Origin of the sequence: Vibrio sp. MED222, assembly GCF_000153005.1 — a bacterium.
Classification (GTDB): Bacteria; Pseudomonadota; Gammaproteobacteria; order Enterobacterales; family Vibrionaceae; genus Vibrio; species Vibrio tasmaniensis_A.
Genome location: NZ_CH902607.1, coordinates 162,703 through 180,570, shown reverse-complemented (window position 1 = coordinate 180,570; position 17,868 = coordinate 162,703). Strand labels below are relative to the sequence as shown.

At 44.2% G+C, this 17,868-nt stretch carries 19 protein-coding genes; 11 read left to right on the top strand and 8 right to left on the bottom strand.

Annotated elements, in window-relative coordinates; all coding sequences use genetic code 11:
• The first annotated feature begins 340 nt into the window (after window positions 1-340).
• The 3 genes from trxB (at window position 341) to cydC (ending at window position 4,960) form a co-directional block, all read left to right on the top strand.
• Window positions 341-1,300 carry a thioredoxin-disulfide reductase gene (trxB, locus tag MED222_RS13930; RefSeq protein WP_004733400.1) on the top strand — a complete coding sequence of 320 codons (960 nt, stop codon included), beginning with the start codon at window positions 341-343 and terminating at the stop codon, window positions 1,298-1,300.
• Window positions 1,301-1,461: 161 nt separating this feature from the next.
• Window positions 1,462-3,246 carry a heme ABC transporter permease/ATP-binding protein CydD gene (cydD, locus tag MED222_RS13935; RefSeq protein ID WP_009846461.1) on the top strand — a complete coding sequence of 595 codons (1,785 nt, stop codon included), beginning with the start codon at window positions 1,462-1,464 and terminating at the stop codon, window positions 3,244-3,246.
• Window positions 3,239-4,960 carry a heme ABC transporter ATP-binding protein/permease CydC gene (gene cydC, locus MED222_RS13940; RefSeq protein WP_009846460.1) on the top strand — a complete coding sequence of 574 codons (1,722 nt, stop codon included), beginning with the start codon at window positions 3,239-3,241 and terminating at the stop codon, window positions 4,958-4,960. Before cydD ends, cydC begins: the two co-directional genes overlap by 8 nt.
• Window positions 4,961-5,114: 154 nt before the next feature.
• Here the strand turns inward: cydC and MED222_RS13945 are convergent, their stop codons facing one another.
• Window positions 5,115-5,981: a LysR family transcriptional regulator gene (locus tag MED222_RS13945; protein ID WP_009846459.1), complete on the bottom strand. Its 867-nt coding sequence runs from the start codon at window positions 5,979-5,981 to the stop codon at window positions 5,115-5,117.
• A gap of 142 nt (window positions 5,982-6,123) precedes the next feature.
• On the opposite strand from MED222_RS13945, the gene MED222_RS13950 reads away from it, so the two are divergent.
• Window positions 6,124-6,498 carry a YybH family protein gene (locus MED222_RS13950; protein WP_009846458.1) on the top strand — a complete coding sequence of 125 codons (375 nt, stop codon included), beginning with the start codon at window positions 6,124-6,126 and terminating at the stop codon, window positions 6,496-6,498.
• 171 nt (window positions 6,499-6,669) lie between these two features.
• Here MED222_RS13950 and proX read toward each other — a convergent pair whose 3' ends face one another.
• The 3 genes from proX to proV are packed head-to-tail and all read right to left on the bottom strand — an operon-like array spanning window position 6,670 to window position 9,955.
• A complete protein-coding gene (gene proX / locus MED222_RS13955) occupies window positions 6,670-7,677 on the bottom strand; it encodes a glycine betaine/L-proline ABC transporter substrate-binding protein ProX (protein WP_009846457.1) in 1,008 nt (335 codons plus the stop codon).
• On the bottom strand, window positions 7,670-8,764 hold the full coding sequence (gene proW / locus MED222_RS13960) for a glycine betaine/L-proline ABC transporter permease ProW (RefSeq protein ID WP_009846456.1): 1,095 nt from the start codon (window positions 8,762-8,764) through the stop codon (window positions 7,670-7,672). The genes proX and proW overlap by 8 nt, the downstream gene beginning before the upstream one ends.
• A 3-nt stretch (window positions 8,765-8,767) precedes the next feature.
• Window positions 8,768-9,955, bottom strand: coding sequence for a glycine betaine/L-proline ABC transporter ATP-binding protein ProV (gene proV, locus MED222_RS13965; protein WP_009846455.1), 1,188 nt, complete (start codon window positions 9,953-9,955; stop codon window positions 8,768-8,770).
• Window positions 9,956-10,635: 680 nt separating this feature from the next.
• Between proV and MED222_RS13970 the strand changes: the two genes are divergently transcribed.
• Window positions 10,636-11,373: an HAD-IIB family hydrolase gene (locus tag MED222_RS13970; RefSeq protein WP_009846454.1), complete on the top strand. Its 738-nt coding sequence runs from the start codon at window positions 10,636-10,638 to the stop codon at window positions 11,371-11,373.
• A gap of 38 nt (window positions 11,374-11,411) precedes the next feature.
• Here MED222_RS13970 and MED222_RS13975 read toward each other — a convergent pair whose 3' ends face one another.
• Complete coding sequence (locus MED222_RS13975) at window positions 11,412-11,624, bottom strand: TIGR02450 family Trp-rich protein (RefSeq protein WP_009846453.1); 213 nt, start codon at window positions 11,622-11,624, stop codon at window positions 11,412-11,414.
• 190 nt (window positions 11,625-11,814) lie between these two features.
• On the opposite strand from MED222_RS13975, the gene MED222_RS13980 reads away from it, so the two are divergent.
• Complete coding sequence (locus MED222_RS13980) at window positions 11,815-12,090, top strand: nitrogenase-stabilizing/protective protein NifW (protein ID WP_009846452.1); 276 nt, start codon at window positions 11,815-11,817, stop codon at window positions 12,088-12,090.
• A gap of 152 nt (window positions 12,091-12,242) precedes the next feature.
• Window positions 12,243-13,367 carry a M14 family metallopeptidase gene (locus tag MED222_RS13985; RefSeq protein ID WP_009846451.1) on the top strand — a complete coding sequence of 375 codons (1,125 nt, stop codon included), beginning with the start codon at window positions 12,243-12,245 and terminating at the stop codon, window positions 13,365-13,367.
• A 164-nt stretch (window positions 13,368-13,531) separates the two neighbouring features.
• Here the strand turns inward: MED222_RS13985 and MED222_RS13990 are convergent, their stop codons facing one another.
• Entirely contained in the window at window positions 13,532-13,888 is a 357-nt protein-coding gene (locus MED222_RS13990; protein ID WP_009846450.1) for a hypothetical protein, read from the bottom strand.
• Between the two features lie 359 nt (window positions 13,889-14,247).
• Between MED222_RS13990 and MED222_RS13995 the strand changes: the two genes are divergently transcribed.
• From MED222_RS13995 to MED222_RS14005, 3 genes are all read left to right on the top strand, one after another.
• Complete coding sequence (locus tag MED222_RS13995; protein WP_009846449.1) at window positions 14,248-15,486, top strand: DEAD/DEAH box helicase; 1,239 nt, start codon at window positions 14,248-14,250, stop codon at window positions 15,484-15,486.
• Window positions 15,487-15,754: 268 nt separating this feature from the next.
• A complete protein-coding gene (locus tag MED222_RS14000; protein ID WP_009846448.1) occupies window positions 15,755-15,976 on the top strand; it encodes a hypothetical protein in 222 nt (73 codons plus the stop codon).
• A gap of 143 nt (window positions 15,977-16,119) precedes the next feature.
• Window positions 16,120-16,422, top strand: a complete 303-nt coding sequence (locus MED222_RS14005) for a thiamine-binding protein (protein ID WP_032555230.1) — start codon at window positions 16,120-16,122, stop codon at window positions 16,420-16,422.
• A gap of 75 nt (window positions 16,423-16,497) precedes the next feature.
• Here the strand turns inward: MED222_RS14005 and MED222_RS22455 are convergent, their stop codons facing one another.
• Both MED222_RS22455 and MED222_RS14010 read right to left on the bottom strand, forming a co-directional pair.
• Window positions 16,498-16,665: a hypothetical protein gene (locus MED222_RS22455; RefSeq protein ID WP_009846446.1), complete on the bottom strand. Its 168-nt coding sequence runs from the start codon at window positions 16,663-16,665 to the stop codon at window positions 16,498-16,500.
• Window positions 16,666-16,774: 109 nt separating this feature from the next.
• Window positions 16,775-17,035: a DUF1289 domain-containing protein gene (locus MED222_RS14010; RefSeq protein ID WP_009846445.1), complete on the bottom strand. Its 261-nt coding sequence runs from the start codon at window positions 17,033-17,035 to the stop codon at window positions 16,775-16,777.
• A gap of 191 nt (window positions 17,036-17,226) precedes the next feature.
• Here MED222_RS14010 and MED222_RS14015 point away from each other — a divergent pair, with 191 nt between their 5' ends.
• Window positions 17,227-17,673, top strand: coding sequence for an META domain-containing protein (locus MED222_RS14015; RefSeq protein WP_009846444.1), 447 nt, complete (start codon window positions 17,227-17,229; stop codon window positions 17,671-17,673).
• Window positions 17,674-17,868 lie beyond the last annotated feature (195 nt).

Below are 17,868 nucleotides of genomic sequence, written 5' to 3'. Positions count from 1 at the left end.
ATCGTGTTGGTTAATCAACATAATTTTTTATTCATTGGATAGAGTTATTTTCATGTCACCGAGCATGATCTTGATTTTGGCTAAAATCAAGCAACTTCAGTGGTCACGGCTATATCTGTAGTGGCCCACTAATATTGACTACGATCTTAGAATTTAACCAGAACAATCTTCTGACTCATTGGGTGTCAAACCACCGTTGTATTGGTGCGAGCAGAGCTGACAATAATAAACTATAACGATTAATTACACTTCAGCCCTTGTTTAACCTTTTATTGCCTCCATATTTTCCATACAATCCTAAGCGATTATAAATAAAAACAATTTCAATTTCGGAGTCCTCATGAGCGACGTAAAGCACTGTAATTTATTGATTCTTGGTTCTGGCCCTGCTGGCTATACAGCTGCAGTTTACGCTGCTCGTGCAAACCTAAACCCAGTACTGGTTACCGGTATGCAGCAAGGTGGTCAGCTTACAACCACAACAGAAGTGGAAAACTGGCCGGGTGATGCTGAAGGTTTAACGGGTCCAGCACTGATGGATCGCATGAAAGAGCACGCAGAGCGCTTTGAAACAGAGATCCTGTTCGACCACATTAACGAAGTCGATCTATCAAACCGCCCTTTCCGCCTTAAAGGCGATTCTGGCGAGTACACGTGTGATGCATTGATCATCTCAACGGGTGCATCGGCTAAGTACCTAGGTTTAGATTCTGAAGAAGCATTCAAAGGCCGTGGCGTTTCTGCTTGTGCAACGTGTGATGGTTTCTTCTACCGCAACCAGAAAGTTGCAGTTGTGGGTGGTGGTAACACCGCTGTTGAAGAAGCACTTTACCTGTCTAACATCGCGTCTGAAGTTCACTTAGTTCACCGTCGTGACACGTTCCGCGCTGAAAAGATCCTAGTGAAACGTTTAATGGACAAAGTAGAGAACGGCAACATTGTTCTTCACACTGATCGCACGCTAGACGAAGTTCTAGGCGACGATATGGGCGTAACTGGCGTTCGCATTAAAGATACTCAGTCTGACAAAACGGAAGATATCGAAGTAATGGGCGCATTCATTGCTATCGGTCACCAACCAAACACTGAAATTTTCAAAGGCCAAGTCGACATGAAAGATGATTACATCATCGTACAGTCTGGTCTTGAAGGTAACGCAACACAAACCAGCATCCCAGGCGTGTTCGCTGCAGGTGATGTAATGGACCACAACTACCGCCAAGCAATCACTTCTGCTGGTACAGGTTGTATGGCTGCACTGGATGCTGAGCGCTTCCTAGATGGCCTTAACGATAAGTAAATCTGAGATTGCAGATTTGATTATCGGTGCTCTCGCCTCAGTAGATGCAGGGCGTCATCACATTTTGTTGTAAATCCCTAGAGCCCAGTGGTATATCCACTGGGCTTTCTTTTGTATACTAGCCGCCCTCAACAAATAATAATTATCATTAAGCCTTCATAATGGATAAGAAAAAACAACGCAGCTTGAACAAGTGGCTTAAGCAACAGAGTAAGTTAGCGAAACGCTGGCTTATGATTGCGATTAGCCTTGGCGTACTTTCAAGCGTGTTTTTAATTGCTCAAGCAGCTCTTCTCGCCTCTATTCTTCACCAGCTGATCATCGAGAATGTCGATAAATCTGAACTGGTTGGTCATTTCGCAGGCTTGGCATTATCGGTCGTTGGCCGTGCTGGCTGTACATGGGGACGTGAAATCGCAGGTTATCGCTGTGGTGAACAAATCCGCGTCTACATCAGGCAACTCATCCTAGATAAATTACGTGAGTTAGGCCCTGCTTACATTAAAGGTAAACCTGCCGGTACGTGGGCAACGCTGTTGTTAGAACAAGTAGAAGACATGCAAGACTTCTTCTCTCGTTACCTGCCTCAGATGTCTTTATCGGTAATGATTCCATTCATTATTTTGGTTGTGGTGTTCCCAATAAACTGGGCAGCAGGACTGATCTTCTTGATTACGGCTCCACTGGTGCCGATGTTCATGGCACTTGTTGGTATGAAAGCGGCCGATGCAAACCGTAAAAACTTCAAAGCGCTGCAGCGTCTTTCAGGTCACTTTTACGACCGTTTGCAGTCAATGACAACCATTCGTCTATTTGATCGCACCAACGCTGAAACAGAAGTACTTAAAGGTGCATCTGAAGTGTTCAGAACGCGCACCATGGATGTGTTGAAAATCGCTTTCTTGTCTTCTGCGGTACTTGAGTTCTTCACGTCGATCTCTATCGCGATGACCGCGGTTTACTTTGGTTTCACTTACATCGGTGAACTGAACTTCGGTCACTACGGTGTTGGCATTACTCTATTCGCAGGTTTGTTCATCCTTATCTTGGCGCCAGAGTTTTACCAACCTCTGCGTGACTTAGGTACTTTCTACCACGCGAAGCAACAAGCGGTTGGCGCAGCCGAAAGTATTGTCGAGTTCTTAGAAACCGACATCACTAAGGTTAAATCAGGCGACACTCAGCTCGATCCGGCTCAAGGCATCAATATTGAAGCTAGCGACCTAAAAGTGTTAAGCCCTGAAGGCGTTCAATTGGTTGGTCCTATCTCGTTCGCACTTAACACTCGCCAATCGACTGCGTTAGTTGGCCCAAGTGGTGCGGGTAAAACAAGTTTGATCAATGCCATCCTTGGTTTCATGCCTTATGAAGGAAGCTTGAAAATCAATGGCATTGAACTGCGTGACTTAGACTTAGCCTCTTGGCGTAAAACCATTAGCTGGGTGGGTCAAAACCCATTGTTGTTGCACGGCAGCATTCGTGACAACGTCACCCTGGGTAAGCACGATATTGCTGACCAAGTTGTCGAGAATGCACTTGAGCAATCATTTGCTAGCGATTTCGTTAACGAACACGGCTTGGATTACATGATTTCTGATCGCTCTGGCGGCCTGTCTGTTGGTCAATCTCAGCGTTTGGCACTAGCTCGCGCAATGATTCAAGATGGCCAGTTCTGGTTGTTAGATGAACCCACTGCCAGCCTAGATACTCGTAGCGAACAGTTAGTGATGAAAGGCATCAATAGCAATATTGAAAGCCGCACTGCCCTGCTTGTAACGCACCAACTCGCACCTCTTAAATCAGTCGATAATATTCTGGTGATGCGTGATGGCGGTCTGGTTGAACAAGGTCATTACTCTCAGCTTTCGACTGCGGGTGGTTTGTTTGAAGAGATGCTGAACGCGAACTTAGCTCAACAAGATAATAAGGGTAATTTAGATGCGTGATTTACTGCCTTACCTGAAACTCTATAAAAAGCATTGGTTTGGCCTATCGCTAGGCATGCTATTGGCTTTTGCTACTCTGTCGGCTTCTATCGGCTTGTTAACGCTATCAGGCTGGTTCATTTCAGCTTCTGCGGTTGCAGGCCTTACGATTGCACGTGAAACCTTCAACTACATGCTACCGGGTGGTGGTGTACGTGGTTTGGCAATGAGCCGTACTGCGGGTCGTTGGGGTGAACGTGTTGTCAGCCACAATGCAACATTCAAACTGTTAACTGATTTACGTATCTTTTTCTTCAAGAAGCTGGCTCCGCTGATCCCAGGTCGTATCTCAAACCTTCGTGACGCCGATCTACTGAACCGTTTGGTTGCTGATGTCGACGCGATGGATCACGTGTACTTACGTTTAGTAAGCCCTGTGACGGTGGGTGTGTTTGGGATTTTCTTCCTGACTCTATTCTTAATGTGGTTCGATAGTTCGCTTGGTTTGATCTTAGGTTCTATCCTTCTGATCATGCTGTTGGTTTGGCCAATCTTGTTCTACAAGCTGGGCAAGCGTAACGGCGGTGAGCTGACACAGAACAAAGCTGACCTTCGTGTGACTACGCTAGATTGGGTTGAAGGCTACAGCGAACTGACTCTGTTCGGTGCTGAAGAGCGGTACCGTAATGCGATTCTAGAAACGCAACACAAGCTGATGGCGAATCAGTTTGTGAATGCTAACCTAACTGGTATGGCGTCAGCTGCACTAATGCTGTTCAACGGTTTGACGTTGGTTCTTATGCTTTGGCTTGCGGCTGACGGCGTGGGTGGCAATGCACCAGACCCGTTCATCGCGCTAATGGCGTTCGCTACTATGGCAAGTTTTGAACTGCTGATGCCTATCACAGGCGCGTTCCAGCATTTAGGTCAAACTCTGTCTTCTGCTCGTCGCTTGAACGAAGTGATTCTGTCGGAGCCTGAAGTTCAGTTTGCTGAAGAGAAGCTCGACATCAATAAGCCACTTGATATTACGTTCTCAAACGTGACGTTCAACTACCCTGATTCTGAGCGCAGTGTTCTGAACGCTGTTGAGCTAACAATTCCGGCAACGAACAAGGTTGCGATTGTGGGTCAAACGGGTTCAGGTAAATCGACTCTGATTCAGCTTCTGACTCGCTACTGGGATCCTAAAAAGGGCTACATCTCAATCGCGGGTATTGAACTGACGCAGTGGAATGAATCACAGCTTCGTGAATCAATCAGTGTGGTAAGCCAGCGTGTCGACATCTTGAATGGCAGCCTACGCGACAACTTGTTGATTGCGAAACCAGATGCCAACGATGAGCACCTAGCTAACATCCTTAAAGACGTTGGTCTAGAAAAGCTGCTTGAGAATGATGGTCTTGATAGCTGGTTGGGTGACGGTGGTCGTCAACTGTCTGGTGGTGAGAAGCGCCGTATTGGTATCGCACGTGCCATTCTTCATGATGCCCCTATCCTGCTTCTAGATGAGCCAACAGAAGGCTTAGATAAGCAAACAGAACACAGTATCATGGCACTGTTCGAGAAGCACTTTGAAGGCAAGACGGTTATCTTCATTACGCACCGTTTGATTGGTCTGGAAGCGATGGATTCTATCGTTCTAATTGAACAAGGCGAGATTGTAGAACACGGCTCTCATGAATCGCTGTTAAACGAAGAAGGACGTTACTTCCAACTTCGTCAGGCAATCTAGCTCCTCATAAGTTATAAAGAAAACCATTCAAAGCCCGAGTTTATACTCGGGCTTTTTAGTGTCTTTATGTTTTTGTATCTTCACTCTTGAGCAATCTATTAGGCAAGTTTGGTTTTAAGCCTCTTTACTAAATCACTAACTTATCGAATTGGTTTTAAACAAAGTTCTGTTTGAGCTTCTCTTCTAACGCTTGAACGCACAGTTTGATGGCAATCGGTGTGTTTGAGGCGAATGAGTTCAACGCATAAACCGTGTTAGTGGGTAGTTGAAAACTTGGTAAGAGATCGACCACTTCATTTGATAGTTGATGAAGATAGAAGTCTGGGATCACACCAATGCCAACGCCAAATTTGATCAACGCGAGACAACTATGAAAGGAGTTCGTAGTGCAGCTTGCTTGTTGTTGGTAAATAAAGTCTTGATCTGTTTGAGAAGTAAAGCGATGAGAGACTTGCTTACCTTGCCATGAGTTAGCAATGTAAGGGATAGATTCAAGCTCACGAGAACGCATGCTTTCAACGCCACACAACACGTCTTTAAACTCGCCCAAGCGTTTCTGCTTTAGGTTGCTGTCACGAGAACTGCCCACTCGTACTGCGAGATCAATATCGTGTTCCATGAAATCTAAGTGCTGATCATCGCTGATCAGCTCTGGTTTTAACTTCGGGTATTGCTTCATCAAGTCTGCAATAACAGGCGCGACCAATAAATCCATCAACGCATTCGGTGCAGTAATACGAATCCGACCTTGTGGCTCTTCTAGCTCAGCTTTGGCCATATCCCAAGCCGAGTCAGCAATCACGTTGATGTCTTTGCAGCTTAAATAAAAACGCTCACCCATACTGGTCAGAGATTGCCTCCGTGTTGTGCGTTTGAGAAGTGAAGCACCTAGTTCTTGTTCCAGAATTTTGAGGTGCTGACTGACGACGGACTTGGATAACTCAAGCTTTTCAGCCGCAGCTGATACTGAGCCCTGCTCTACGATGTGAGCGAAAATCGACATCTGCTTTAGCTTACTCATCTTATTGTTCTCTTTTTACACACAGTATTTTCTATTATCTCTGTTTTTCAATTTAATTTCCAAGGCTAAACTGAATCCAACTTATCGAGATAACCAAATCAAAGACACAGTGTTTGAAAGAAGACTGATATGGAGAAAGACAATGTTAAACAACCAAATTTTAGAAGCATGTAAGCAAGGCATTAACGCATGGCAGAAAGCATTCAACAGCCAAGATGCGAAAGGTTGTGCAGATCAATATGCTGAAAGCTGTGTAATGGAAGCGCGTCCATTTGGTACTTTTGAAGGTCGTGAAGCGATTCAAGCATTTTGGCAAAACATCATCGACCAAGGTTTCAAAGACGTTGATTACACAGACGTTACGTGGGAAGAGCACCCAGAAGGCGGCTACATTTTGACGGCTAGTTGGACAATGAACAAAGCGTTTGGTGTTGTGCATCGTGAGCACTGGGCACTAGAAGCCGATGGTTGCGCTCGTTTAATCAGCGATGACTTTGAGGTTCAAGGCGAACGCTAGCCTACTCGCTTTTAAAAGAACAAGCCGCTTTAAAAAATAATGCGATAACAGTAGTTATGTCGCTAAAAAATAGTTATGTCGCTAGAAAAACAAAGGCCGGTAGTCTGAATCAGACTACCGGCCTTCTCTTTTTATTCCAGCCTGTTATCGACTGCTTACGAAAAACAACCGTTATAGTGCCGCTTTCTTCGCTTCTGTAATCCAAGCATCAAACGTATTTCGGTTCGCTTTGATCCAACCGTTTACGTGCGCTTCGATATCAGCCGAGCTGTTCTTACCTTTACTCATCATCATGTTCTGAGCACTTACATCATTGATGTTAAGTTTGATGATTTCAAAAAGCTTCGCCGCAGATGGGTTGTTCTTAGCAAACTCTTTGTTCGCAATAATACGCATCGAGTTCATTTCGAAGCCGTAGTTCTTACCGTTAGACAAAGTAGTATCAACATTCGCACGATCACCCGGAAGTGAAGAGAATGGAACTTCTAACCAAACTACGTCTTCGTTAGGAACCAATACACCACTTACCCAATAAGGTGTCCACGTGTAGTAAAGAACTGACTCGCCCTTTTGGTAACGTGAAATCGTATCTGCGATGATCGCTGCATAGTTACCTTGGTTGTGAGTAACGGTATCGTCCAATTTGAATGCAGAGATTTGGTGTTCGATGACCATCTCACAACCCCAACCAGGGTTACAGCCCGTCAGGTCTGCTTTGCCATCACCATCAGCATCAAACAGCTTAGCGATTTTTGGATCAGTCAATTGACCAATGTTAGTGATGTTGTACTTTTCAGCGGTTTTCTTATCAATAAGGTAACCTTGAGCGGCACCACTTACATACTGGCCTTCACGGTAGAATTTGTCATCGCCACCCGCCATTTTGTATTTGTCAGCGTGTAGTGGGAACCAACCTACTGTTAGGAACGTTGCGTCACCTTTTGCGATAGAAGTGTAAGCTACGTTATAGTCCACTTCTTGCGTTGATTTCACATCGTAACCAAGCTCTTCTAAAGCACGGTTAACAATCAGTGTTTGGAACGTTTCTTCAGCAACTGAAGATTGAACGGGCTGAACTGATACACCTTCACCCGGTAAGCTTGCAGCCCACACGTTCGTTGATACAGCCAGTGTCGAAACGATGCTAACGGCTAGCTTACTCTTCCATGAATTATTCATTGGTGTTTTTCCTTAGTTGTAGTTCTGATTGTTTACCGCGATTTAAAGCTTTTAGCACAAGGGAAACAGGCCCCATGTGATACCAGCGTAATTTTGTATTACCTGCATTTACCCCAAGAACTTGGGTAATGCGGTCAAGTAGGATTGCAAGAATAACAATGCCTAGGCCACCAACAGCGGCCAATCCCATATCCAGTCGGCCAATACCTCTCAGTACCATTTGACCTAATCCACCTACTGCGATCATTGATGCGATAACCACCATCGATAGCGACAGCATCAGTGTTTGGTTCACGCCCGCCATGATGGTTGGCAGTGCAAGTGGTAGTTGAATTCGGTAAAGCATCTGCTTTTTGCTGGCGCCGAATGAGTGACCCGCTTCGATCAACTCTTCCGGTACTTGCTGAATACCCAAGATAGTCAAACGTACAACAGGAGGAAGTGCGAATATGATCGTCACCACCACACCCGGAACGTTACCGATACCAAACAACATTACGATGGGTACAAGATAAACGAAGGCTGGCGTCGTTTGCATGGCGTCGAGAATTGGGCGTACGAATTTAGCCGCGGTATTGCTGCGGGCGAGCCATATCCCCATGGGTAAGCCGATCAGCAGACAGAAGAATACCGATGTCATGACCAGTGAAAGCGTGGTCATCGCTTCAGACCAAGCGCCAATCAAACCAATAAAAGTCAAAGAAACGGCTGTAGCCAAACCAAGCTTCAGGTTTGAAAACTGCCATGCAACTAAAAACAAGATGATCAACATGAATGGTGCAGGTGTCGACACCAACGCCGTTTCAAATGAACTTAGAATAAAATCGATAGGCACACGGATTGCTTGAAACAATGGACGTCCGTGCTCAACTAACCAATTCAGTCCAGACTCTACCCAAGTGTCGACGGGCAAAACTGCTTCTGCAAAAGGGTTAAGTGGATCAAAAGGTGTCGTTTCGACTGTTTCGCTGCTTAACCAATCTGCTGATGGTGAGGTATCAGCTGCTTGACCCCAAGGATCACTTGATGGCTGAGCTGCTGGAGCTGATTGAGACCATGGGTCATTATTTGTTTGTTCAGACGACATGATCTACCCCTTATCCAATGTTTGTAACAGTCGTGACTTAGTTACCACGCCAAAGTAATTACCTTGCTCATCCACAACAGGAACGGAGTAAGGCACACCGCCAACAAGGCCAAGCACATCGTTGATTGGTAAATCAGGGTTCAGCGTTAGGCCATCATCGAGCTGCGCACTGACGAGTGATTTGTTCTCTTTGTGTGCTTTACGAAGGGAATCAACAGAGACAATGCCGGAGTAACGACTGCTTTTCTCAACAACAATGCCGTATTCACGGTCGTTATCCATCAAGATTTGTAGAGCGGACGCTGGGCCGTCATGTTCTGATTTTTTAAATACCGCAGCTGGCTTCTTACGTGCAATGTCTTTCACCGTAAGAACACTTGCTACATTCACACCGCGGAAGAAAGCTTCGACATAATCGTTCGCTGGGTTGTTAAGAATTTCGTCTGGGGTACCCACTTGAACCACCTCACCGTTTTGCATAATGGCAATACGGTCACCGATTCGCATCGCTTCATCCAAATCATGGGAGATGAAAACAATGGTTCGTTTATCGTCATTTTGAAGGCGAATAAGCTCATCTTGCATTTCAGTACGAATCAAAGGATCGAGTGCAGAAAACGCTTCGTCCATTAACAGAATATCAGGGTCACATGCTAGAGCACGAGCCAAACCAACACGCTGCTTCATACCGCCAGACAATTCATCAGGGTAAGATTCTGAATACGGCCCGAGACCGACTCGTTCCAACGCTTCAAATGCTGACTGTTTTCTCTTATCGACTTCAACACCCGCTAGTTCAAGACCAAACGCGGCGTTTTCAATCACTGTCATGTGAGGCATCAATGCGAAGTTTTGGAAAACCATGGAGATGTTGTTGCGACGGACTTCGCGGAGCTCATCTTCTGAGGTGTGGGCAATGTCTTTGCCTCGAAGAAGCACATTACCTTTGGTAGGTTCAATCAAGCGGTTAAGAAGGCGTACTAGGGTTGATTTGCCAGATCCTGACAGTCCCATTATGACGAAAATCTCGCCTTCTTGAATGCTAAGAGAAACATCGTTAACGCCGATCGTTAACCCTGTTTCTTCGAAAACTTTATCTTTGTTCGCGCCTTCATTAATCATTGTAAAAGCACGGTCGGTATCTTCACCAAACACCTTGTACAGTCCCTTAACTTCCAGTATGGGATCCATGTAATCTAATCCTTTCTTAGTTATCTAAACTAATAGTTATTTAAACTCAAAACCGATTATTTAAACTTAAAAACGGTTATTTAAACCCGAAAAACGATTAGCACTCTAAGCAATTAACCCATGCAAATCAAGGGGCATCGTTCTGTAAAGCCGATGAAAAACCGTTAAAACCCCAGCCCAAACAAAGGTCAAATATCAAGCCCATACAAAGCAAAATATTGATAATAAAGAAGTTTAAATCACACTCAACACCTGCGGCATTATGTATTACTTACAGATAGATTATTGAATATTTATTTCACATCAGAACAATTAATAGGCTAAATAGACCAAGAATATGCACAAATAGTTCGTGTACAAATAATTCGAATACAAACCAATTAAGAGAGTTTAAACGCCACCAAGACTGGTAAATTAACACCATTACGAGGCGCGCACTCCCAATGACTTTTACACACATATGAAGGGCAATCTGGATAGAGTCCGTCCAATTAGGCACAGATCGGATTGATACCTTCATCTCCGATATAGAAGACATAACACCAACTGTGATACTTGCTGCAAACTGTCAAAAGTCGATTACCCAGGCCGAAAGACAACTTGTAGAGTACACATTGCTGTTCCATTCTTTATCTAAAGGTTGGGCACTCTTTCGGACGGATAAAAGGACAGGTATTAGAATGATAAAAATGCTGGTGTGTGACTTTGATGGCACGCTTGATGGCGGCTCGTCTCATGGGGTTGATCAGTTGTTTAACTACTTAACAAAGCAACCGGCTATCCGCTTTATCATCGCGACAGGTAGAACACTGCCCTCAATTCGTGTGGGTTTAGCTTCTGACAACTACCCGAAACCACACACGATTATCAGCGACGTAGGCACGAGAATTCATCACGAGCACTCCCAAACGCCGGATCACACCTGGCACAATCAATTAGAAGCATCTTGGAACAAGTCAAAGGTTGAGTCTGCACTTGCATCGCTCGATTTCATGGGAGAGCGCTTAGAGAGCCATCAAGGGGACTACAAGATCACTTTCGAAGGAAAACTCTCAGAGCCTCAACATGAGCTGATCGTATCTCGTCTGGAATCACACGGTTTAGATGTACACCTTACTTATTCCCACGATTGGTACTTAGATATCACGCCTAAGGGGGTCAACAAGGCCACAGCGATTCATCATCTACTTAAACAACATCAGTTAAGCATTGAAGAGGTATGCGTGGCTGGCGACTCAGCGAACGACACCTCGATGCTAACCATAGATGGCGTAAATTCAATATTGGTCGCGAATCATTACCCTGAGATCGCTCACCTGTCCGATCGAGATAATGTATACACCAGCAGAGCAACACATGCAGAGGGTGTGTTAGAAGGCCTTAAATACTGGCAAGGGCTTGCTGCGTCGGGTAATTAATACAAGTGTATCAAGCAGATCGCCTCGACTTGATACACTTATTTCCAACCAGGAAGCCAATGATCCTTATCGGTTAGATCGCGCCAGTTAATGTCTTCTTCTCGTTTCGTCATCACCGCTTCTATTAAGCAACGAATGACCTCCCCTTCTTCGAATTCGACCTCAGTGATCATAAAGTGCTTTTCTTTCTTTACTGGGCTAACGGCCGTCCATTTACTGCGAAGTAGTTTCTTTGGATTGATTCGATTCATTGATTCCTCTATCTGGTTGGGTAGTTGTCACTGTTCGTTAGTACTTTATCTATAATCCTCAAAGAGTTAAAAAGATCACTTCATGTTAAGAAAGCCTACGGTTCAACCCCTGGTAAGTCATAACTAAAATCAATAAAATAAATCGTGAACTCGGTACAATAGTTGCCACCAGTTCACAAACAAACTCCCCATGAGCCAAACAGAGTTCCAACAAAAAATAGCGAGCTTTACTTCGATTGAACAAGCGCTTGATTACTTCGAAATAGGCTTTGATAGCAAGTTCATCCACCAAAATAGAACCGAGCTTGTGAAGCGCTTCAATGGTTATCTGATCCTGTCAAAGCCGGATGATTGGTTTGCTGGAAGAAGAGCGCTGAAAAATGCGTACTGTAAGGTGCAACGCAGTAAACTCGATCGCTATACACGCTCTGCCTGTCGTGGTTGCACGACTTGCCAACGTCGATAGCTCAAAGTTAACCGTTAAATAGCTGTCGATTTAAAAGTAGGCAGCTAAAAAACAGATAGCTGAAATAACATCTCATTACGATTTAGTTAGTGGTTTGCTCGAAAAAAAGTGTGCTAATCTTACGGCAACTCAACTACGAGATAAAAACTACAATGAAAATTTTCAGCAACTTCGAAAGCGGCAACATTCACGTCGTTTCAGCAGATTCACCACAAAACATTCAACTAACTATTCCAGCGGATAATCAAACTGAAATCGCACAATGGTTTCATTTCCGCTTAGAAAGTGAAGCTCAACAAGCTCACCACTTTGAAATCGGCCAATTGGCAACATCTGCCTACCCTGAAGGCTGGAAAGATTATGATGTGGTTGCATCGTATGACCGTGAAGAGTGGTTCCGCATTCCATCTCAATTCGATGGCGACACTTTAAGCTTTGATATCATTCCTGAACACGATTCAATGTACTTCGCGTACTTCGCACCGTATTCATACGATCGTCATCAAGATCTCTTGCACAGTGCTCAAACGCACCCTGCTTGTAAGCTAGAAACTCTGGGCCATACGTTAGATAACAACGACATCACTTTGCTAACCATCGGTGAGCCAAGTCCAGAGAAGAAAAACATCTGGGTTATTGGTCGCCAACATCCGGGCGAGACCATGGCTGAATGGCTGATCGAAGGTCTGCTACAACGCTTGCTTGATGAAACAGACACAGTTGGTCGTTCACTTCTAGACAGCGTTGTATTCCGCGTTGTACCTAACATGAACCCAGACGGCAGCATCCGTGGTCACCTACGCACTAACGGTATTGGCGTCAACCTAAACCGTGAATGGCAGTCACCTTCTATGGAACGCAGCCCTGAGGTTTTCCTTGTTCGCGAGCGCATGCTAGAAACTGGCGTTGACCTTTGTCTAGACATTCACGGCGACGAAGCAATCCCATATAACTTTGTTGCTGGTAGCGAAGGCACACCTTCATACAACGAGCGCATTGCAAAACTAGAGAATCACTTCAAGCAAGCTCTTCTGACTATCACGCCAGAGTTCCAAGATGAATTTGGTTACGATAAAGACGAACCGGGCAAAGCAAATATGACCGTCGGCACAAACTGGATCGGCGAACAGTTCAAGTGTTTGGCATACACTGTCGAGATGCCATTTAAAGATCACATCAGCCACGCTGACGAACTGTACGGTTGGTCTCCAGAGCGCAGTGTTGCATTTGGTCACGACATGCTAGCAGCGGTTTGGGCAACAGTCGACGAGCTATAAGACGAAGCAAACTTGTTAGTTTGTCCTTAGAGACAGTTTGTCTTTAGAAGTAGTTTGTTCATTTTGTTCATATAGATGACAAAGCCCAGCACTCGTCAAAGTGCTGGGCTTTTTATATCAGATAACCATGAGTTACTTGGGGTTTAGGCGTTTAGATGCTTTGCTTATGCCACTCTAAGGTTCGCGAAGAAAACCGGGTACCTTTGCCTAATGTATCGTTGTTCAGCCACCATATCTTTGAAACTCGGGCCTTGTGATAACAGAACGATCACTTCATCGCCTTCTTGTCTCAATACAGAACCACGAATATCAATGCTGTTATTACCATGCAACCATAAAGTGCCTGCCATGGAGTAGCCTCGATAGACCGGGATGATGTTACTCATCATCAAGCGCACGCCTTTTTCAGAAACTTCACTGACATGAAAAAGTTCATCTTTGATTCGTATCACCGGGCGCGCCTTTTTGGGATACTTCAGGCGGTAATACTCACGTTTCTGGGTGAATGACTCTTCACTCATTGATGACTCCCTGTCTCTATTTTTATTTATAAAAAACAAGCTATTAAAACAACTTAAAAATACCCGTCCCCGTTGGCTTAAATCATCCTTAAACTTCAAACCTAGATTCAAAACACATATGCCAACCAAAAGGATAACTAATAATTATATCGTCTTTGCGTTCAATTGCTTTAGGTTTTTACGCCAAAATATCCATGGTTCTTAGGATTCGATAGAAAATGGGATGTAAGTCGTCTATCTCAGGTTCTATTCCCCCAAATATTAAGACTGAAGGCCAAGCTGAAGTTTACCGATAAACTGATTCTCTAACTTTTGACGTCCTGTTAAACTCCACCTCCCTTTTGATACTTGGTTCATTTATGTCATTTGATAGCCTAACCCTTAACCCAAAAACCGTCTCCGCGATCCCATCTCAATTCAATAAGCCGACAGAGATACAGCAAGCAGTAATTCCTACAATTATTGCGGAGAAAGACGTGCTGGCGTTGGCTCAAACGGGTAGCGGAAAAACGTTGGCATTTGGCTTACCTTTGCTGAACAGCATCAAGCATGATGTAAATGAACTACAAGCGATAATCATTGTTCCAACCCGTGAACTTGCCTCTCAAGTAGCCAAAGCACTAGAACCCATCGCAACCACACTTGATATCAAAACGGTGACACTGACTGGTGGAGTTGATATCGAGATCCAGCAACAGCAATTGTTAGAAAAGCCACAACTCGTGATCGCAACTCCTGGCCGCCTACATGCCGTTATTCAAGAGAACAAGCTCGAGCTAACCCAATGCAAGTCTTTAATTCTTGATGAGGCAGACCGTTTACTCGACATGGGATTTTGGCCAGATGTTCAAACCATTATTTCTGCTCTTCCTAAAAAGCATCAAACACTGCTGTTTTCGGCTACGCTGCCAAAAGAGCTGATCAGTCAGACTGAGGCGCTTCTTGTTAATCCAGTAAAGGTCACGACGCATCAAGAAAACAGTGTGGTCGCGGCTATTGAAGAAACTCTGTACTTAGTGAACAAAGGCAGTAAAGCTCAAGCGCTGATCGCCCTACTCAATCAGCACGCATGGTCGCAGGTATTGGTATTTATTGGCGCAAAAGACAATGCAGATGCATTAACCAAGCGATTGAGTAAAGCCAAAATAAGTGTGAATGCGCTACACGGAAATAAGAGCCAAGAAGAGCGAGAGCAAGCATTAGAGAGTTTCAAAAATGGCAAGACTCGTGTGCTTATCGCCACCGACGTTATGGCTAGAGGCATCCATATTGATCAACTACCTGTCGTAATTAACTTTGATTTGCCATCGCATTCGGCGACTTACGTCCACCGAGTTGGTCGCACAGCAAGAGCAGGAAGTACTGGCAGCGCGATCTCTCTGGTTAGCCACAGCGAAACTGACTACCTGAATGCAATTCGTACTCTGACCAATAAACCTCTTATGCTACAAGCGTTGGAAGGTTTCCCTGTTACAGACAAACCTGCATCTGAAGCGACAGCTCGCAAACGTCCGCCTAAAGACAAGATGGCTAACCGAAGAACCGCAAAAAAGAAGAGTGTTAAGCAATTTAAGAGCAAACCAAGTTCTTCGAAATAACCTGTTATTCAAAGTAACCACAGAAAATCGAATAGCCCAGTTTGCACTGGGCTTTTTTATGGTTGATCTCATATTAGCAGGACCAAAATACAAACTTATGCCCTCAAACCTCCATAAAGATGCCAACCTAAATGACACTTTTATGAATTATGATGCCAAGGTATTGATTCTTGGTTGCTCAAAAAAAATACTCTAGAATCACGTTGACGCCCCTATATCTGACAACTAGATTTTTCTATTAGTGTCTAAAAACCGGGAGGTCATTGAAATGAAACGTGCAAGCTCTACATATCGATTACAACTGATTAAGGAAGTGGCTACTCGCCGAGATCGTCAGCGTTCTAATGACCCGATGGCAAACTACATACAAAACCTAATAGACAACAAAGATGACTGTGATACCTCGGTGGAACGTAACCAGAGATTCAGTGGCAGTCATTTTGATGAGCATATTGGTGGTTGGGTTAGCGACCATTGGGGTAGCAAGTAAGCCTATATCTCTAGTCACTGATATAGTCGATAGAACAGCATCGTTAGCTGTAGAATTAATATCCGTATTAACCTATCATCTGCAACAATTCCCTATCCAAGAGTAAGCAGAAAGTGCCTGAGTTAAAAAGAGAAAAAGAAGTGATGGTTGCCTTCCAAGTGATCCCTCGCGTTAAAGAAGGCAACAACTTCGAAGTGGTTGATAAAGCAATTGAAGTTGTGAAAGCTGCCGATGTGCCTTTCCAAGTCGGAGCTATGGAAACCACGATGAAAGGTGAACTCAACCTACTGCTAGATATCGTTAAAAAAGCAGAACAAGCTTGCTACGATGCAGGGGCTGTAGAAGTGATCACAAACATTAAAATTCACAGTAAAACCACGGAAGCCGATGATACATTTTGCACGTATCATCGTGGTGTAACGAAAGCGAATCACATGTTTGTTTAATAACATTTTTATTTTAGAAAGCTGTTTATTTAAGAAAACAGGGCCTTTAAGAAAGACTCTGAAGAACCAGCGGTATTATTGAAAAGGCATGTCTGAAAGGTGAGAAAGGATTTCCATTCGCTCTTCTTCTGACATCGAATGCCAATCACGCGGAGTCTCTTCAGGGTCATCTTTCGCCCCGATCGGTTTACGATCCAGTGCTTTGACTGGCTCTTTTTTGAGTTTTACGTTCTTTTTATTCATACCGACACCACTCCTTCAGGTACAAAGGTACCTACCTTAATATTACACCCCAACCATTATGTAAAGTAATAGTTACCTCGAGGTTAAATGAAATCTCAATACTTCCTCTTTAGCCGAAAAGATCTCTTTGGGGGCTTGTACTTCCCTCTTCGTCGACCGAGTTACCAACCAAGTTTTTTTGCTTCATTATTTTTCTTCTATAGCGTTGACGACACAGCTTTATGACGTGTAACTGTTCTGACGGCGTCATCGACATCCAATTAAAGCGCTCCTCCCTTTTACGCATACAGCCATTGCAATAGCCTTTGTCATCGCTTGAGCAAACCCCAACGCAAGGGCTTGGAACTTGGAAAAACTCTAACTGCTCCACCGCGCCTCCTTACATATTCAAAATTACGCTTACTATCTCAAAAATAAGCGATTAATTTGTCGCCTAGCTCATGAAATCCATACTAAACTATGACCTTATACTGACACATATAGTGTTTTGTAAACTATACTTTGAACCCATCAAGTTACACTTATTCGGTAACTTCGTTCTTTCCTTTGGAGCCTTATAATATGAAGTTTAGTTCAAAAAAATTACTAGCAGTAGCCGCTTTACCTATGATGCTAGCAGCATGCACAACAACAGGTGATAACGCGATGCAAGTAACACCAACCGATCTACAGCACCATAATTGGGAACTTGCGCAAATTGATGGCAAGAACATTGAGAAAAGCGAACACCAAGCGACACCTCGTCTAGAGATCGGCGAAAAGATGACAGCAAACGGCATGGCTGGTTGTAACAACTTCTTCGGTCAAGGCGAACTAAAAGACGGTCAATTCCGCATTAAGCAAATGGGCATGACAATGAAAATGTGTCACGGGTCTGCGATGGAAATCGAACAATCGGTTTCAGCGACTCTAAGCGAGTGGAGCGACGTAACACTAACAAACGATACGCTAGTATTGAAAAACGATGTACACACGCTAACGTACACAATTCGTGACTGGGTAAACTAATCCGTCAGAGAAACCAAATAATTGATTAAAGGAGCCCTAGTGGCTCCTTTTTTTATTGCTTTCTTACACTCATGATTCCTTAAAAACTGACACTCATCGCTTACTTTTCGTACCAAACCCCAATAAACCTAAAAAATCTATCATTTGAGTGCAATAAATTCATCAGTTCAACGGTCTGTTGCTAGGATGGTAAGA

Excerpts from the sequence above, each read along its gene's own strand:
- trxB (WP_004733400.1), top strand. The coding sequence starts at position 341 with ATGAGCGACGTAAAGCACTGTAATTTATTGATTCTTGGTTCTGGCCCT.
- cydD (WP_009846461.1), top strand. The coding sequence starts at position 1,462 with ATGGATAAGAAAAAACAACGCAGCTTGAACAAGTGGCTTAAGCAACAG.
- cydC (WP_009846460.1), top strand. The coding sequence starts at position 3,239 with ATGCGTGATTTACTGCCTTACCTGAAACTCTATAAAAAGCATTGGTTT.
- MED222_RS13945 (WP_009846459.1), bottom strand. The coding sequence starts at position 5,981 with ATGAGTAAGCTAAAGCAGATGTCGATTTTCGCTCACATCGTAGAGCAG.
- MED222_RS13950 (WP_009846458.1), top strand. The coding sequence starts at position 6,124 with ATGTTAAACAACCAAATTTTAGAAGCATGTAAGCAAGGCATTAACGCA.
- proX (WP_009846457.1), bottom strand. The coding sequence starts at position 7,677 with ATGAATAATTCATGGAAGAGTAAGCTAGCCGTTAGCATCGTTTCGACA.
- proW (WP_009846456.1), bottom strand. The coding sequence starts at position 8,764 with ATGTCGTCTGAACAAACAAATAATGACCCATGGTCTCAATCAGCTCCA.
- proV (WP_009846455.1), bottom strand. The coding sequence starts at position 9,955 with ATGGATCCCATACTGGAAGTTAAGGGACTGTACAAGGTGTTTGGTGAA.
- MED222_RS13970 (WP_009846454.1), top strand. The coding sequence starts at position 10,636 with ATGATAAAAATGCTGGTGTGTGACTTTGATGGCACGCTTGATGGCGGC.
- MED222_RS13975 (WP_009846453.1), bottom strand. The coding sequence starts at position 11,624 with ATGAATCGAATCAATCCAAAGAAACTACTTCGCAGTAAATGGACGGCC.
- MED222_RS13980 (WP_009846452.1), top strand. The coding sequence starts at position 11,815 with ATGAGCCAAACAGAGTTCCAACAAAAAATAGCGAGCTTTACTTCGATT.
- MED222_RS13985 (WP_009846451.1), top strand. The coding sequence starts at position 12,243 with ATGAAAATTTTCAGCAACTTCGAAAGCGGCAACATTCACGTCGTTTCA.
- MED222_RS13990 (WP_009846450.1), bottom strand. The coding sequence starts at position 13,888 with ATGAGTGAAGAGTCATTCACCCAGAAACGTGAGTATTACCGCCTGAAG.
- MED222_RS13995 (WP_009846449.1), top strand. The coding sequence starts at position 14,248 with ATGTCATTTGATAGCCTAACCCTTAACCCAAAAACCGTCTCCGCGATC.
- MED222_RS14000 (WP_009846448.1), top strand. The coding sequence starts at position 15,755 with ATGAAACGTGCAAGCTCTACATATCGATTACAACTGATTAAGGAAGTG.
- MED222_RS14005 (WP_032555230.1), top strand. The coding sequence starts at position 16,120 with ATGGTTGCCTTCCAAGTGATCCCTCGCGTTAAAGAAGGCAACAACTTC.
- MED222_RS22455 (WP_009846446.1), bottom strand. The coding sequence starts at position 16,665 with ATGAATAAAAAGAACGTAAAACTCAAAAAAGAGCCAGTCAAAGCACTG.
- MED222_RS14015 (WP_009846444.1), top strand. The coding sequence starts at position 17,227 with ATGAAGTTTAGTTCAAAAAAATTACTAGCAGTAGCCGCTTTACCTATG.